We start from the raw sequence: 14,974 nt of genomic DNA on the forward strand, positions 1-14,974 counted from the left end.
GCCCGTCCGCCTCGGGCATGATGAACAACCATGTCCACGATGTCCGAATCCCCCTCCGGCTCCACGATGCTCGACCAGCCCACGCTGGATCGCCTGCGTGAACTCGATCCCGGCGGCACCGCGCGGCTGCTACCTCGCGTGGTCGCCGCCTATGAGACCTCATTGGAGCGGATGCTGCCGGATTTGGCCGCGGCGCGTAGCGGGGAGGCGCTCAATCTGAACGTCGTCCGGCACGTCAGTCACACGCTGAAGTCGTCGTCCGCCAGCCTTGGCGCCCTCCATCTGGCTTCCTTATGTGCCGAAATCGAGACAAAAGCACGGAATGGCGAGCCCGAGGGACTGGATGCTCTGCTGGACAATATGCTGACCGAGATCAACCAAGTGCGCCTGGCCCTGAAGGCCCTGCTGAACTGACTGACCGACGATGACGACCAGGCATCGCCGGCACGACGGAACCAGACGAGACACTCCTAAATGACCGCTGTCGGCCCTCTGCTTGAAACTGATCTGCCCGGCCAGCCCAAGGTGCTGCTCGTCGACGACGACGAGGTGAACCTGCTGCTGACCGCCATTGCGCTGCGCGAGCGCGGGTTCGAGGTGACCGAGGCGCGCAGCGGCGCCGAAGGCCTGTCGCTGCTGGCCCAGGCTTCGCCGGACCTGATCGTGCTGGACGCGATGATGCCGGAGCTGGACGGCTTCGAGACCTGCACACGACTGCGCGACATGCCCGGCTTCGAGTCGACGCCGGTACTGATGCTGACCGGCCTGGACGACGAAGCCTCGATCACCCGCGCCTACCAGGTCGGCGCCACCGACTTCTTCGTCAAGTCGCCGCAGTGGAGCCTGCTGGCGGGCCGGCTGCGCTACCTGCTGCGCAGTTCGCGCACCCGCATCGAGCTGGAGCGCAGCAAGGCCAAGCTGGCCCGCGCGCAGAAGCTCGCCCGCATGGGCAGCTTCGAATGGCATCGCGGCACCACCGGCTTCGTGCTGGCCGCCGAGGCGTTGCGCGTATTCGGCCGCGGACCGGCCGAGCGGCTGGACTTCATCGGCGTGATGCGCATGGTGCCGCGCGAGGAACGCACGCTGTTCCTGCGCCTGCTGCGCGACGTGATGGGCCACAACTCGGTGCTGATCACCGACCTGCCCGTGACCTTGCTGGACGGCCGCTCCCGCGTCGTCCACATCGAGGCGGAGCCCGAGTTCAACGACCACGGCGGCGCCAGCGGCTACACCGGCGTGCTGCAGGACGTGACCGACCGCCACCAGGCCGAGGACAGCATCCGCCAGCTGGCGCTGTTCGACGCGCTGACCGGCCTGCCCAATCGGCGCCAGCTGATCTGGCGCGTCGAGCGGGCGATCGAGCAGGCGCGCCGCGGCGGCCACGAGGTGGGCCTGCTGCTGATCGACCTGGACCGCTTCAAGGTCATCAACGACACGCTGGGCCATGCCGCCGGCGACGAGCTGCTGATCGAGGTCGGCCGCCGCCTGCGCGGCTGCGTCCGCCATTCCGACCAGGTGATGGAAGGCATGCTGGAGGCCGTGGGTGGCCGCTCGCACCGCACGCTGGAGGCCGTGGGCCGTTTGGGCGGCGACGAGTTCGTCGCCCTGCTGCCGGATGTGGCCGACGAGAGCGATGCCGAGCGCGTCGCCCAGCGCGTGCTCGATGCGATGCGCGAGCCGATCTTCATCGCCGGGCAGGAATGCTTCGTCACCGCCAGCGTCGGCATCGCGCTGTATCCGCGCGACGGCGAGACCATGGCCGACCTGCTGCGCAATTCCGATGTGGCGATGTACGCCGTCAAGGCCCAGGGCCGCAACGGCGCGGCGCTGTACACGCCGATGCTGGCCGGCCAGGGCCGAGAGAAGCTGGAGCTGGAATCGGCGCTGCACAAGGCGCTGGAGCGCGGCGAGATCGTGCTGCACTACCAGCCGAAGATCGACGTGCGCGCCGCCCGCATGGTGGGCGCCGAGGCGCTGATGCGCTGGAAGCGCGGCGACCGCCTGATCCCGCCCGGCGACTTCATCCCGCTGGCCGAGGAGACCGGCCTGATCGTGCCGCTGTCCGAATGGGCACTGAAGGAATCGGCGCGCCAGGCCAAGGTCTGGCAGCTCAATTTCGGCTTCTCCGATTCGATCGCGGTGAACCTGCCGAGCCGGCTGTTCGAGCGCTCGGACCTGGTCGAGCACATCCACCAGTGCGTCAGCGCCTACGGCGTGCCGCACCGCGCAATCCAGCTCGAGATCACCGAGAACAACCTGATGAAGGACCTGCAGAACGTCATCCCGGCGCTGCACCGGCTGAACGAGGTCGGCGTCGAGATCTCGATCGACGACTTCGGCACCGGCTACTCTTCGCTGGCCTACCTGACGACGCTGCCGATCTCCGAGGTGAAGATCGACCGCACCTTCGTGCGCGACCTCGGCATCACGCCGCAAAGCTCCGCCGTCGTCACGGCCATCATCGCGCTGGCTCGCGCGCTGGGCCTGCGCGTGATCGCAGAGGGCGTGGAGACGCTGCGCCAGATGGAAGTGCTGCACCGCCTCGGCTGCAGCCTGATGCAGGGCTTCCTGTTCAGCAAGCCGCTGATGCCGGATGACCTGGAGCAGTGGCTGGCGCAGACCGTGCTGCCGCGCAAGGCGCCCTGGATCGCCCAGGCCAATGCCGAGCTGATGCTCGGCGGCGAGGGATCCGGCGGCGACCTGCAACGCGGCCTGCGCTGAGCCCATGGTCGACGGACAGCGCCGCACGCCGGCCCAGATCGCCAAGGAGGCCCTGCGCCGCCTCGCCCAGGCCCAGCAGGAACCGACACCCGAGAACTACGCCCGCGCCTACGCGCTGGAGAGCGGGCAGGATGCCGCCCCGGCGCGCCAGCCTGACCCCGCTGCCGGCAACAAGGCCCAGGCCGAGGAACTGTCGCGCGTGATCGAACGGATGGTCCGCGGCCTGGAGCGCGGCGGCCGCTCCTGGACGCTGGCCCGCAAAAAGGACGGCGTCTCCCGCGTGCTGGCCGCCAACCGCTCGGACATCCAGCGCATGGTCGCGCGGCTCTCGCAGCTGGTCTCAAGTTGGGACAGCGACGGCGCCCCGATCGGCACCACCGAAGAGCCCGGCGGCACGCCGAGCCAGTTCTTCGTGGACGAGGAGTTCGGACCGGCCAGCCGCTTCCTCGAAGAAGAACCCGCACCGCTGCTGCAGTTGCAGCCATCGCAGCAGCCGACGCAACAGTCGTCACAACAGCCACCTTGGCCCGAGATCGAGACCAGCCTGCACACGACGGTGCAGCACGCGCTGCGCAATCCGGTCGGCCACGGCGAAGACCTGATCGCCGAACTGGATGCCGCACAGCGGGAACTGCTGAGCCAGGGCGCCACACCCGAGCGCGCCGCCCAGATGGAGCTGCTGTGCCAACGCGCGCGCCATCTGCTGGACCATCGCCAGCACCTGTTCGCCGAGCTGGGCACGCTGTGCCGCGAGCTGAGCGCCAGCATCGTCGAACTGGCCGAGGACGATTCCTGGGCCCAGGGCCAGGCCGCGGTGATGAACGACACGCTGTCGCAAGGCCTCAGCGGCCGCGGCGTGCGCACCGTCTCCGAGATGCTGCTGGGCACGCGCACCCGCCAGCGCCAGTTGCGCGACGAGCGCAGCCGCGCGCGCGAATCTCTGAAGCTGCTGATCCAGCGCATGCTGGCCGAGCTGGGCGAGCTGGGCCAGCACACCGACCGCTTCCAGAACAACGTCGGCCGTTATGCCGAGGCGGTCGAGAAGGCCGATTCGCTGGAAAGCCTGGCCGGCACCGTGCGTGAGATGGTCGAGGAAAGCCGCAGCGTGCAGAGCCTCGTCCACCAGACGCAGGAGCGGCTCACGATGGAGCACGACCGCGCCAGCGAGCTCGCCGTCAAGGTCACGCGGCTGGAAGACGAGCTGCGCAAGCTGTCCAACGAGGTGCAGACGGACCAGCTGACGCAGATCGCCAACCGCCGCGGCCTGATCGCCGCCTTCGAGACCGAACAGGCCAAGGCCGGCCGTGACGCCACCCGAATCGCGCTGGCACTGCTGGACATCGACAATTTCAAGAAGCTCAACGACACGCTGGGCCACGCGGCCGGCGACGTCGCGCTGAAGATGCTGGCCGAACGCTGCACGCAGCTGCTGCGGCCGGGCGACATGGTCGCCCGCTACGGCGGCGAGGAGTTTGTGCTGCTGCTGCCGGCCACGCCACTGGACGAGGCGCAATCCGTGCTGCTGCGCCTGCAGCGCTCACTGACGAAGAGCCTGTTCAACCACGACGGCAAGGACGTGTTCGTCACCTTCTCCGCCGGCGTCACGCTGTACCGCCCCGGTGAGACGCTCGAAGCGGCGCTGGACCGTGCGGACATGGCGCTCTACGAGGCCAAGCACACGGGGAAGAACAAGGCTTGCGTGGCGCCGTGAGGCGCGCCGGGGCGAGACCCGGCACTGGCATAGGCGTTCTTCTTACCTGCCGATCTCGTTGACGGTATCGAGCTTGATCTCGTTGCGCAAATTTTCCTGCATGCGCTGCCGCTCTTCAGGTGTCTGCGGCGGAAGGCATTCCTTCCTCGGAATGTTGGAACCAACGCGGTAGGTCAGCCCGCACTCGGCCTTGGCTTCCACGACGGGCTCCGAGGTCTGGGTCGAGGCGCAGCCGGCGACGATCAGCGGCAAGAGCAAGGCAATGCAGGAAAACTTCATGGCGGCGGTTCGTTGAGTTGCTGAATGTAAAGCGCCCAATACTAGCGGCGACCCATGCCCACGCCCCATTGGGGCAGACCAGCAGTGCGACCACACCGATACGTCCTACGCACAGGTATACAAGCCGGTTTCAGAAATTGAACGCCAACCTCAAGCCGCCCCAGTGCTGCCCGCGCACGACGATCGGCGCGGCGGCTTCCTTCAGCAGCACGAACCTGCCGCCACCCATGTCGCGGCGATAGGTCTGCAGCAGGAAAGGTCGCTGGTTGCGCGCCGAGGCGAGGCCCGTGCGGTCGTTGAAGATGCGGCGCCAGCGGCTGTTGGCGGTGTTCCAGACGACGTCACCTGAGCGCTGCAGCTGGCTGTACTTGCGGTTGTGCATGGCCACGTATCCATTGCGGTCGACGGCGATGCAGAACACGACCTTGTCGCTGAGCTGCAGCAGCCGCTCCTGCACCTGCGGGAACAGTTGCTCGGCCAGCGGTGAGAAGGCGCTCAGGTGCTGCGCGGGGCTCGTGCCCTCGACCGGACGGTAGTGCTCGTCGAACAGCCGCGCGGTGTCGATCTTGCCGGTGGCGAGCGCCTGCTCCAGCAGCGCGGCGATCTCGGCGGCGGCCTCCTGGGCGCCGCGGATGTAGGGCGAGTCCTCGATGTCCAGTCCCGTCTCGGCGATCTGTTCGATCAGCTCTTCCGAAAGCCGCAAGAAGCGGTCGCTGCAGGCGAAGGCGGTGCCCAGGCCGCGCATCGCGTGCTGCACCTCGCGCTCCAGCGCACCGGCACGTTCGTTCAGGGCCAGCACCGTGCTGCCGCTCTGGTCGGCGGAATGGGCAATGGCCCGCACGTCGCCCTCGACATCGGCGAAGGCCTGGTGGATGGCGCTCTGCTTCTGCTGGTCGGCCGCATCGCTGCGCAGTTCGCGGCTGAAACGCTCGACGCGCTCATCCAGGGTCGCGATGGCGCCGATGATCGCCTTGGACGATCGCTCGACCTGGCCCGCGAGATCCTTCACCGCGTCGGCGACGACGCCGAAGCCGCGGCCCGCCTCGCCGGCCCGCTTGGCCTCGACGGAAGCATTGAAAGCCACCAGCCGCGTCTGCAGCGCGATCTTGGTGATGTCGCTCGCCGCGTCGGTGACCTGGCGCAGGGTCTGCACGATGCCGCCCACTTCATCGCCGACACCGCCCAGCGCCTCGCGGGCCCGCTGCACGGCATCGCCGGTCTGTCGCGTGGCCTGGCGGATCGCATCCTGCGCCGCGCTGACCTGCTGCAACTGCGTGCCGAGCGCGCTCATCGCGGCGGATTGCCCCTCGACGACGCGTTGCGTGTCCTCCAGCGCGCCGCGCACCTCGGCGGCGTCCTTGCCGACCGAGGAGATGGCCTTGTAGAGGCGCTTGACGACCTGCAGCTCGGCACCGTCCGGGTAACTCGTTACCTGAGCGGTTCCACGGCCCTCGTCATTCTTCTTTTTCCACTCGAACATCGGCTTTGCCTCCCTCGTGCTCTTCGTGCGGAGGGGATATTAGCCAGCCAGATACCCCTCCAGCACGCCCGCCACGTTTTCGCCCAACGCGGCGACCGCATAGCCGCCTTCCATCACGAAAATCGTGGGCAGGCCGAGCCCGGCAATCCGCTCTCCTACCCGCGGATAGTCCTCGGCGCGCAGCTTGAACTTCGAGATCGGGTCGCCCTCGAAGGTATCGACGCCCAGCGCCACGACCAGCGCCTCCGCGCCATGCCGGCGCACCGCGGCGATCGCCTCGTCGAGCGCCTGCAGCCAGGTGTCGAAGTCCGTGCCCGCGGGCAGCGGCAGGTTCAGGTTGGCGCCGAGGCCGGCACCGCTGCCGAGTTCGTCGGCGTAGCCGAGGTAGAACGGATATTCGGTGCGCGGGTCGCCGTGCAGCGAGGCGGTGAACACATCGCCTCGCTCGTAGAAGATGCTCTGCGTGCCGTTGCCGTGGTGGTAGTCCACGTCCAGCACCGCCACGCGCGCGGCGCCCGCGTCGCGCAGCGCCTGCGCGGCCAGCGCGGAGTTGTTGAGGAAACAGTAGCCGCCGTAGAAATCGGCGCCGGCGTGGTGGCCGGGTGGGCGCGTCAGCGCCATCGCCGATCTCGCCTCGCCGCTCGCCACGGCCCGCGCCGCGTCGGTCGCGCAGGCGGCGCCGGCCAGCGCGGCGGCCCAGGTGCCGGCCGTCAGCGGCGTGCCGGCATCGAAGGCATAGCGGCCCACCTGCGCGGAGAAGTTCAGCGGCTCGACGTCGTAGCGCAGGCCCTTGCCCGGCCAGACCGAGGGCAGCACATCCACCGCCTCGTTGGCCGGGTCCAGCGCGATCCAGTCGTCCCAGGCGCGGGCCAGGAAGTCGAGGTAATGCGGCGCGTGGATGCGCCGCAGCAGCGCCATGTCCGGCGCGCCGGGTTCCTGCAGCGTGCCGATGCCGCGGCGCTTCAGTGCCTCGAACACGTGCTCCTGCCGCGCCGGCACTTCGTGGCAGTCGACGAGGCGGCCGCGGAACATTTCCTGGCGGCCGGCATGCCGCTGATGTTGAGGGTTATGGAAGATCAGCATCCCTCAATATTGCCAGTGCGCGGTCACTCCGAATGTGCGCGGGCGGACCAGGCCTTCGCCGGTGCCATTCGCTTCGGCCACCGTGCGCGTCACACCGCGCTTGTCGGTGAGGTTGCTGCAGAACAGCGTCAGGTCGGTCTTGTCGAAGCTCATCCGATAGCGGGCGTCGAACAGGTTGTAGTTGCCCTGCTTGTTTGGCACCGCACCGGGCACGGCCGAGTTCAGGTCGCTGATGCCGCTCGACAGGAACTGGTGCGACAGGCTCAAGGTCGGCCGGTAGGCGCCGCCGAACTCGTAGCTGATGCGGTTGTTGATCGACCAGTCGGCCGTGCCTGGCAACTGCGAGCCCTTGGGCGCCGTGCCGTAGTAGAGGATCAGCAGGTCTTCCTCGAGGCGGGCGTGCTGCCAGGTCAGCGAGGTGCTCCAGTCCAGCGCCGCATTCGGCTTGAACTGGAAGGACACTTCCAGGCCCGTACTGCGCGCCTTACCGCCGTTGGCCGCGTAGGCGAAGAAGTCCGGCGTCTGCAGGCGCAGCTGGATGTCGCTCCAGTCGATGCGGAACAAGGTGGCGTCCAGCAGCACCTTGCCGTCAGCCCAGCGCGAGCGCATGCCCAGCTCGTAGTTGCGCAGGCTGTCGCTCTTGGAGCCGGCCGGGATCGGATAGGTGGACAGGCCCGGCGTGTTCGGCGTGCCGAAGCGGAAGCCTTCGGAGGCCAGCGCGTAGACCATCAGGTCGGGGCTCGCGCTCCAGGCCAGCGACAGCTTCGGGTTGAAGCCGTGTTCGCTGACGGTGGACGGCGTCACGATCGGCGCGCCCGGGTAGGTCGAGAAGCCGACCTGCGTGGAGGTCATGTCCACCTTCGTGCGGAAGAAGCGGCCGCCGGCCGTCAGCTTCCACTGCGGCGAGAGCGCGTAGGTCGCTTCGCCGAACAGTGCCGACTCGCGGCCCTTCACCTTCGTGTAGAAGGCGTTGAAGACCGAGCCGTCCGGCGCGATCACCGCGCCGCTGCCGGCGCCGTACAGCGGCGAGGCATCGAAGGCCGCGTCGGCGCCTTGTGAGCCGAGCTGTTCGTACAGGTCCTTCTTCGTGTCGAAGGCCATCGCGCCGATGAGCCATTCCAGCGCGCCGCCGCTGGCCGAGGCCAGGCGCAGCTCCAGGCTGTTGCTGCGGCTCTTGCCACCGTCGGCGATGTAGAGCGGGTTCGTCAGGTCCAGCTGCAGGTCGGAGTTGTAGGCGCCGCGCACCGGCGTGAAGTCGAACACCCAGCCCTGCTTCTTCTGCTGCGTCGCCGCCAACGCGGTGAACTTGGCGCCGCCGAGATCCTGGTCCATGCGCAGGCTGTGGACGCTGACCCGCGTGTCGGTCGGCTCGGCGATGGTCGTGTCGCGCTGCAGGTCGCCCACCGCCGGCATTCTGTAGGCGTTGTCCTTCGAGTCGGTCTTCTGCACCAGGCTCAGCCAGGTGAAGGTGGTGTCGCGCGAGGGCGTGAGCACGGCCGAGAAGCGGCCGCCCGTCAGCGTCGTCGTGTTGGAGCCCTTCTCCCCGGTGCCGACGTTGTCGAGCCAGCCCGGATCCTTGCGGTACTCGGCCACCGCGCGCACGGCCAGCACGTTCTCCTTGATCGGCACGTTGACCATCGCCTTGGCCGTGTAGGCCAGGTCCGCATTCTTGGTGCTGCTGATCGTCGTCTCGGCCGCGGCATCGAAGCCGCGCGGGTCGGCGACGTTGGCGATGTACTGGATCGCGCCGCCCATCGAGCCGGATCCGAACAAGGTGCCTTGAGGTCCGCGCAGCACCTCGACCCGAGCGAGGTCGAAGGTGTCGATGTCGGGGATGACGATGGTCCAGCCCGGCTCGGTCAGCGGGATCTCGTTGAGGAAGTAGCCGGTCGTCGGCTGGCCCTGCACATTGCCCGAGCTGGTGGCGATGCCGCGCACCACCACGTTCGACACGCCCGGCTGGTAGCTGTTGAACACCACGCCCGGCTCGCGCTGAATGTAGTCGGCCAGGTCCTGCGCGCCAGCCGCTTCCAGCTGCTCGTCGCTGACGGCCGACACGCCGCCGGCGATGTCGCGCGCCTGGCGGGCGCGCTTGCCGATCACGGTGACATTGTCCAGCGTCGAGGCGGCTTCTTCAGCCTGGGCGGCCAGCGCGGCGGCCAGCATCAGGCAGGCGGCGGCAACGGTATGGGGCTTCATCATCATGGCGATGCGATCTCAGGGTTGGAATGAAGGGGGAGGATTCGTCAGCCGCGGCCGGGATTGAAGCGGCGCATCCAGCCGGCCAGCGGGTCGCCGCCATCGGAGCCATCGAGGCCGGCGAGCAGCTCGCCGAAGACGTCGTCGCGCTCGTCCTGGCCGAGCTTGTAGCGTTCGCGCAGCTCGACGACCTCGGCGCGGAAGGCGATCACCCGCTGCGCCAGCAATTGCAGCCGCGCGCCCATTTCGGCGACGCTCCAGGCGCCGGGCCGGCCGGCCTCGAAGCGGCGGGCCAGTTCGTCGAGATGAGCGCTCAGCGCGGCTTCGTCGTCATCGAGGAAGCGCACGCGCACGCGGCACTGCGCGCTGGCGTAGTTCCAGCTCGGCGCCTGCGTGCGATCGGTGAGCCACGACGGCGAGACATAGCCCTGCACGCCCATCCACAGCACCAGCGCCTCCGGGTTGCGGCGCAGCGCCTCGACCTGCGTATTGCCCCGCGCGAAGTGGCCTTCGACGGCGACCAGCCGGCCGGCCTCGTCGTGCTTCAGCAGCAGCGGCAGCGGCGTTGCCTGCAGTCCACTGGACGCGCTCATGCTGCACAGCCACGCGAGCGGATGGCCGGCGACAAGGTCGGTCAGATCGTGGTCGCTCTGTGCGTCGAATTTTGAAGTTAGGTCCATGCCCTGAAGGCTAGGGCCACCCTCCCCGGCCGGCCCGCGAGCGCGGGCCTCGCACTAGCTGCGCTGGGCCATGTACCGGCTCGGCGGCACGCCGAAGGCGCGCTGGAACGCGGCGGTGAAGGCGCTGGGGCTCTCGTAACCGACGTCGAAGGCGATCGTCGTCACCGGCTGGCCGCAGGCCAGGCGGGCCAAGGCTTCCAGCAGGCGCACGTGCTGGCGCCATTCGGCCAGGCTCATGCCGGTCTCTTCGCGGAAGCTGCGGGTGAAGGTGCGGCGGCTCATGCAGGCCTCGGCCGCCCAGTCGTCGATCGAATCGGCGCGGGTCGGGTCCTCGATCAGCGCCTGGCAGATCGGCAGCAGGCGCTTGTCGCGCGGCATCGGCGCGGCCAGGCTGGCCGAGGCCGGCGCGGCGATGCTGTCGATGATCAGCTGCACGATGCGGCCGTCGCGGCCGGCGGGGTCGTACTCGCGCGGCAAGGTCATCGCCTCCAGGATCAGCGCGCGCAGCAGCGGCGACACCTCGATCACGCGGCAGTCGTGCGGCAGCTCGCTCCCGGCCTCCACGTACAGCGTGCGGACCGACACCGCGCTGCGGCAGGTCACCTCATGGAACACGCCCGCCGGCATCCAGATCGCGCGCTGCGGCGGGATCACGAAGCTGGCGTCGTCGGTCACGATGGACATCACGCCCTGCGCCGCATAGAGCAGTTGCGCGCGGCCGTGGCAATGGCGCGGGTCGACGAAGCGGGCCGGGTATTCATCGGCCAGCGTCCAGACCGGACGCGGCACTCCGAGGAGATCGTGGCTGTGCAACATGCGCATGACTCTGCAAGATTGATGCGCGCTTTACAAGCCGGAAATGCCTGATGTTGTGCCCGGCCCGCGCGCGACAGTCGCCGACCCGCCGCGAACAGCGGCGGCCACGGCGCCGCCCTAAGCTCGGCTCATGATCCAAGAAGCCTCTGCCCCACACTACCCCGACGACGACGAGTTGCGGCCCGACATGCGCCGCTTCGCGCAGACACTGGCCGCCGGCTATGCGGCGCATCCGCCGCTGGCCAGCGTCGACCTGGCCGGGGTGCGGCGCATCACCGAGGCGGTGCGCGCGCCTTTGGCGCAGGGCGGCCCGCGAATGGTGCGCAGTGACGAACGCTCGATCGACGTGCCGGCCCATGCAGCGCACGGCCCGCTGCGGCTGCGCGTCCATCGCCCGAGCGACGCCGCGAACCTGCCGGCGCTGGTCTACCTGCACGGCGGCGGCTGGGTCTTCTTCAGCATCGATTCGCACGACCGGCTGATGCGCGAGATCGCCGCGCGGGCCGGCCGCATCGTCATCGGCGTCGACTACGCGCGGGCGCCGGAGGCGCGCTTCCCGGTCGCGCTGGAGCAGGCAGGCGCCGCGTGGCGATGGGCCCGGGAGCAAGCGGCCGTGCTGGGCATCGACGCCACGCGGATCGCGCTGGGCGGCGACTCGGCCGGCGCCAACCTGGCGCTCGCCACCGCGCTGGACCTGCGCTCGCAGGGCCTCGCGCCGGACGCACTGCTGCTGCACTACGGCTGCTTCAGCGACGACGACAGCACCGATTCGTCCACTCGCTTCGACGGCCCGCGCTTCACGCTCGAACGCGAGGAGATGCGCGGCTTCTGGAACGACTACCTCGGCCCTGACGGCGACCGCGACTCCCCGCGCGCGATGCCGCTGAAGGCCGATCTGCGCGGCCTGCCGCGCACCTGCCTCGTCGTGCCCGAATGCGACGTGCTGCGCGACAGCAGCCTCGCACTCGCCGCGAAGCTGGGGGGCGCTGGCGTGCCGCATGCGTTGCAGCGCCACGCGGGCGCGCCGCACAGCTTTCTCGAAGCGGTGTCCTTCTCGCCGACGGCCGACGAGGCCTTCACGCAATGCTGCGCATGGCTGCGCGAAGGAGATGCAGCATGAAGCGCTTCTTCGTCACTGCCTTGCTGGCGATAACCGCAGGCATCGCGGCTGCAGACGAGGCCTCGCCCGACCTCTGGCTGGAGAACAGCACCAGCGCCGAGACGCAGGCCTGGGTCCACGCGCGTAACGCCGAGACTGAGCGGCGCCTGGAGCGCGACCCTCGCTTCACCATCGAGACCCGGCGCTTCCTCGCCCAGGGCGGCGCCTCGCACAGCGAGGACTATCTCGACGGCGGCCTGGTGCACCGCCTGCGCTCCAGCCCGAAGGCGCCGCTCGGCCAGTGGCAGGTGAAGGCCGCCAGTGCCTCGGCCAAGGCTCTGATCGGCAGCGGCTGGCACACGGTGCTGGACCTGGACGCCCTGGCGCGCAAGGAAGGCATGCGCTGGAAATTCCCGCTGTGGTGGAAGAACCCCAGTTGCGACACGACGATCGGCCCGCGCTGCATCGTCAACCTGTCGCCGGACGGCGGCGACCGCACCGTCGCGCGCGAGATCGATCTGCGCAGTGGCCGCTTCATCGACGCTAAGGACGGCGGCTTCCGCATCGACACGCCGGCCCGCAGCTACGCCAGCTGGATCGACCGGGACACCTTGCTGATCGCCAGCGACTTCGGGCCCGGCAGCCTGACGAAGGCCGGCTATGCGCGGCAGGCGCGGGTCTGGACGCGCGGCACGCCGCTGGCCGAGGCGCGCCTGATCTTCGAGGCGCCGGACGACGCGGTGCTCTACATCCCGCACAACTTCCGCGCTGGAACCCACGGCTTCTTCGCTGCCGAGGTCTGGCACCAGGCCGCTGGCGCGCCGAGCTGGTGGTGGCTGCACACGGAGCCCGGCGGCGCGCCGTCCGAACGCTGGACGCCGCCGGTCGACCTGGTGCGCTACCGCGGCCTCACCGGCATCGTCAACGATCGCCTGATCGCGATGACCGCCCAGCCGTTCAGCCTGAAGGGTCAGGACTTGCCTGCCGGCAGCCTGCTCGCGCTACCGCTGCCGGGCAAGGACGATCCGATCGAGCCCGTCTTCGTGCCGACGCCTCGGCAGGCCGTCGATCCGGTGTTCCACCTCGCCGTGGCCGAGGACGGGCTGTGGTTCGGCGTGATGGACGACGTCAGCGGCAAGCTCTTCCGCACCTGGCGGACGGCCGAGGGCTGGCAGCGCGAACAGCAGCCGCTGCCCGCGCACGCGGCCGTGCGGCTGCTGACCGGCGAGGCTGCGCCTTCGGCCGTGTTGGTCAAAACCGAGACGCTGCTGCAGCCGCCGCAGAGCAGCGTGCGCAACGGCAAGACGGAAGTCATCGCCCAGGGCCGCGCCGCCTTCGACGCTCGCCCCTTCGTCACCGAGCAGCGCTTCGCCACCAGCCGTGACGGCACGCGCGTGCCCTACTACATCGTCCGCCCGCGCACACTGAAGGCCGACGGTAGCGCGGCGGCACTGCTCAGCGCCTACGGCGGCTTCGGCGTCTCCACCTTGCCGACCTACCTGAACAGCGAGTTCCACACCGACCTCGCCGAGCCGATGCTGCGGCAGGGCGCGATCTTCGTGCAGGCGAACATCCGCGGCGGCGGCGAGTACGGCCCGGCCTGGCACCAGGCCGCGCAGGGTCGGCTGCACCAGCACGGCATCGACGACCTGATCGCCGTGGCCGAGGACCTGGGCCGCAGCGGCTGGGCCGATCCCAAGCGGCTCGCCTTCGTCGGCGCCAGCAACGGCGGCCTGCTCGCCACCGCCGCGGGCGTCGAACGCCCCGCACTCTGGCGCGCGATCGTCGCCGACGTACCGCTGACCGACATGCTGCGCTACCACGAGCTGTTCACCGGCTCGGTCTGGATCGATGAGTACGGCGACCCGCGCCAGCCCGAAGACCGTGCCGCGCTGGCCGCCTACTCGCCGCTGCACAACTTGCGCGAAGGCGTGCGCTACCCGGCGATGCTGCTGACGACCTCTTCCTCCGACGATCGCGTCCACCCGGGCCACGCCCGCCGCTTCGCCGAGGGCCTGCGCAAACTGGGCCAGCCGGTGCTGTTCCATGAAAGCACCGACAGCGGCCACGGTGGCGCCGCCTCGCGCGAATCGGTGGCCAAGCTCCGGGCGCTCCAGGCGGTGTTCCTGGAGCAGGAGCTGGGCTTGAAACGCTGACGATCTCAGGCCGCGAAGCCGCCGTCGATCAGCAGGTCGGCGCCGGTGACGAAGCCCGCTTCCGGGCCGGCCAGGTAGGCCACCATGCCGGCGATCTCGTCGGCCTTGGCGTGGCGGCGCAGCGCCATCAGATCGTGCAGCGCGGCGCCGAATTCGCCGGCTTCCGGATTCATGTCGGTATCGACCGGGCCGGGCGCCACGTTGTTGACCGTGATGCCGCGCGGGCCCAGGTCACGCGCCATGCCCTTCACCAGGCCGACCAGGGCCGACTTGCTCATCGCGTAAGCGGCGCCGCCGGCGAAGGGCATGCGCTGGGCATTGGTGCTGCCGATGTTGATGATGCGGCCGCCGTCCTTCATATGCTTGGCCGCGGCCTGCGAGGCGACGAACACCGATCGCACGTTGACGGCGACGGTGCGGTCGAAGTCTTCCAGCGTGAACTGGTCCAGCGGCGCGACGGCCAGCACGCCGGCGCTGTTCACCAGGATGTCCAGGCGGCCGAAGCGTTCGGCGACGCTGTCGATCGCCAGGGTCAGCGCAGCGGCGTCGGTGGCGTCGGCCTTGATGGCGACGGCCTCGCCGCCAGCGGCCTTGATTTCGGCGGCTAGCGCTTCAGCGGCGGCGGCCGAGGCAGCGTAGCCGATGGCGACCTTCGCGCCGTCACGGGCCAGGCGGCGCGCGGTGGCGGCGCCGATGCCGCGCGAACCGCCGTGGATGAAGGCGACCTTGCCGTTCAGTGTGGTGCTCATG

The 14,974-nt window shown here is 69.5% G+C and carries 12 protein-coding genes; 5 read left to right on the plus strand and 7 right to left on the minus strand.

What is annotated here, in order from left to right; translation table 11 throughout:
• Positions 1-30: 30 nt before the first annotated feature.
• From SNE35_RS27945 to SNE35_RS27955, 3 genes are read left to right on the plus strand one after another with little or no spacing between them, the layout of a single operon-like run.
• The gene (locus tag SNE35_RS27945; RefSeq protein ID WP_320426336.1) at positions 31-414 is read left to right on the plus strand and encodes an Hpt domain-containing protein; all 384 of its coding nucleotides are present in this window, start codon (positions 31-33) and stop codon (positions 412-414) included.
• 60 nt (positions 415-474) lie between these two features.
• Positions 475-2,721 (plus strand): putative bifunctional diguanylate cyclase/phosphodiesterase, encoded by a 2,247-nt coding sequence (locus SNE35_RS27950; protein WP_320426337.1) that lies wholly within the window; start codon positions 475-477, stop codon positions 2,719-2,721.
• 4 nt (positions 2,722-2,725) lie between these two features.
• Entirely contained in the window at positions 2,726-4,432 is a 1,707-nt protein-coding gene (locus tag SNE35_RS27955) for a GGDEF domain-containing protein (RefSeq protein ID WP_320426338.1), read from the plus strand.
• A 42-nt stretch (positions 4,433-4,474) separates the two neighbouring features.
• Here the strand turns inward: SNE35_RS27955 and SNE35_RS27960 are convergent, their stop codons facing one another.
• The 6 genes from SNE35_RS27960 to SNE35_RS27985 all read right to left on the minus strand — a co-directional run bounded on the left by SNE35_RS27960 (position 4,475) and on the right by SNE35_RS27985 (position 10,969).
• Positions 4,475-4,711, minus strand: a complete 237-nt coding sequence (locus SNE35_RS27960; protein ID WP_320426339.1) for a hypothetical protein — start codon at positions 4,709-4,711, stop codon at positions 4,475-4,477.
• Between the two features lie 130 nt (positions 4,712-4,841).
• Positions 4,842-6,191, minus strand: a complete 1,350-nt coding sequence (locus SNE35_RS27965; protein ID WP_320426340.1) for a methyl-accepting chemotaxis protein — start codon at positions 6,189-6,191, stop codon at positions 4,842-4,844.
• Positions 6,192-6,230: 39 nt separating this feature from the next.
• Positions 6,231-7,274, minus strand: a complete 1,044-nt coding sequence (locus tag SNE35_RS27970) for a histone deacetylase family protein (protein ID WP_320426341.1) — start codon at positions 7,272-7,274, stop codon at positions 6,231-6,233.
• Between the two features lie 3 nt (positions 7,275-7,277).
• Positions 7,278-9,479 carry a TonB-dependent receptor gene (locus SNE35_RS27975; protein ID WP_320426342.1) on the minus strand — a complete coding sequence of 734 codons (2,202 nt, stop codon included), beginning with the start codon at positions 9,477-9,479 and terminating at the stop codon, positions 7,278-7,280.
• A gap of 41 nt (positions 9,480-9,520) precedes the next feature.
• Positions 9,521-10,153, minus strand: a complete 633-nt coding sequence (locus SNE35_RS27980) for an FMN-binding negative transcriptional regulator (RefSeq protein WP_320426343.1) — start codon at positions 10,151-10,153, stop codon at positions 9,521-9,523.
• Positions 10,154-10,207: 54 nt separating this feature from the next.
• A complete protein-coding gene (locus SNE35_RS27985) occupies positions 10,208-10,969 on the minus strand; it encodes an AraC family transcriptional regulator (RefSeq protein ID WP_320426344.1) in 762 nt (253 codons plus the stop codon).
• 130 nt (positions 10,970-11,099) lie between these two features.
• Between SNE35_RS27985 and SNE35_RS27990 the strand changes: the two genes are divergently transcribed.
• Both SNE35_RS27990 and SNE35_RS27995 read left to right on the plus strand, forming a co-directional pair.
• Positions 11,100-12,089, plus strand: coding sequence for an alpha/beta hydrolase (locus SNE35_RS27990; RefSeq protein ID WP_320426345.1), 990 nt, complete (start codon positions 11,100-11,102; stop codon positions 12,087-12,089).
• A complete protein-coding gene (locus SNE35_RS27995; protein WP_320426346.1) occupies positions 12,086-14,224 on the plus strand; it encodes a prolyl oligopeptidase family serine peptidase in 2,139 nt (712 codons plus the stop codon). Before SNE35_RS27990 ends, SNE35_RS27995 begins: the two co-directional genes overlap by 4 nt.
• A 5-nt stretch (positions 14,225-14,229) precedes the next feature.
• On the opposite strand, the gene SNE35_RS28000 is transcribed toward SNE35_RS27995, so the two are convergent.
• Positions 14,230-14,973 (minus strand): SDR family oxidoreductase, encoded by a 744-nt coding sequence (locus tag SNE35_RS28000; RefSeq protein WP_320426347.1) that lies wholly within the window; start codon positions 14,971-14,973, stop codon positions 14,230-14,232.
• Position 14,974: the final 1 nt, after the last annotated feature.

Origin of the sequence: Roseateles agri, from assembly GCF_034043675.1 — a bacterium.
Classification (GTDB): Bacteria; Pseudomonadota; Gammaproteobacteria; order Burkholderiales; family Burkholderiaceae_C; genus KK5.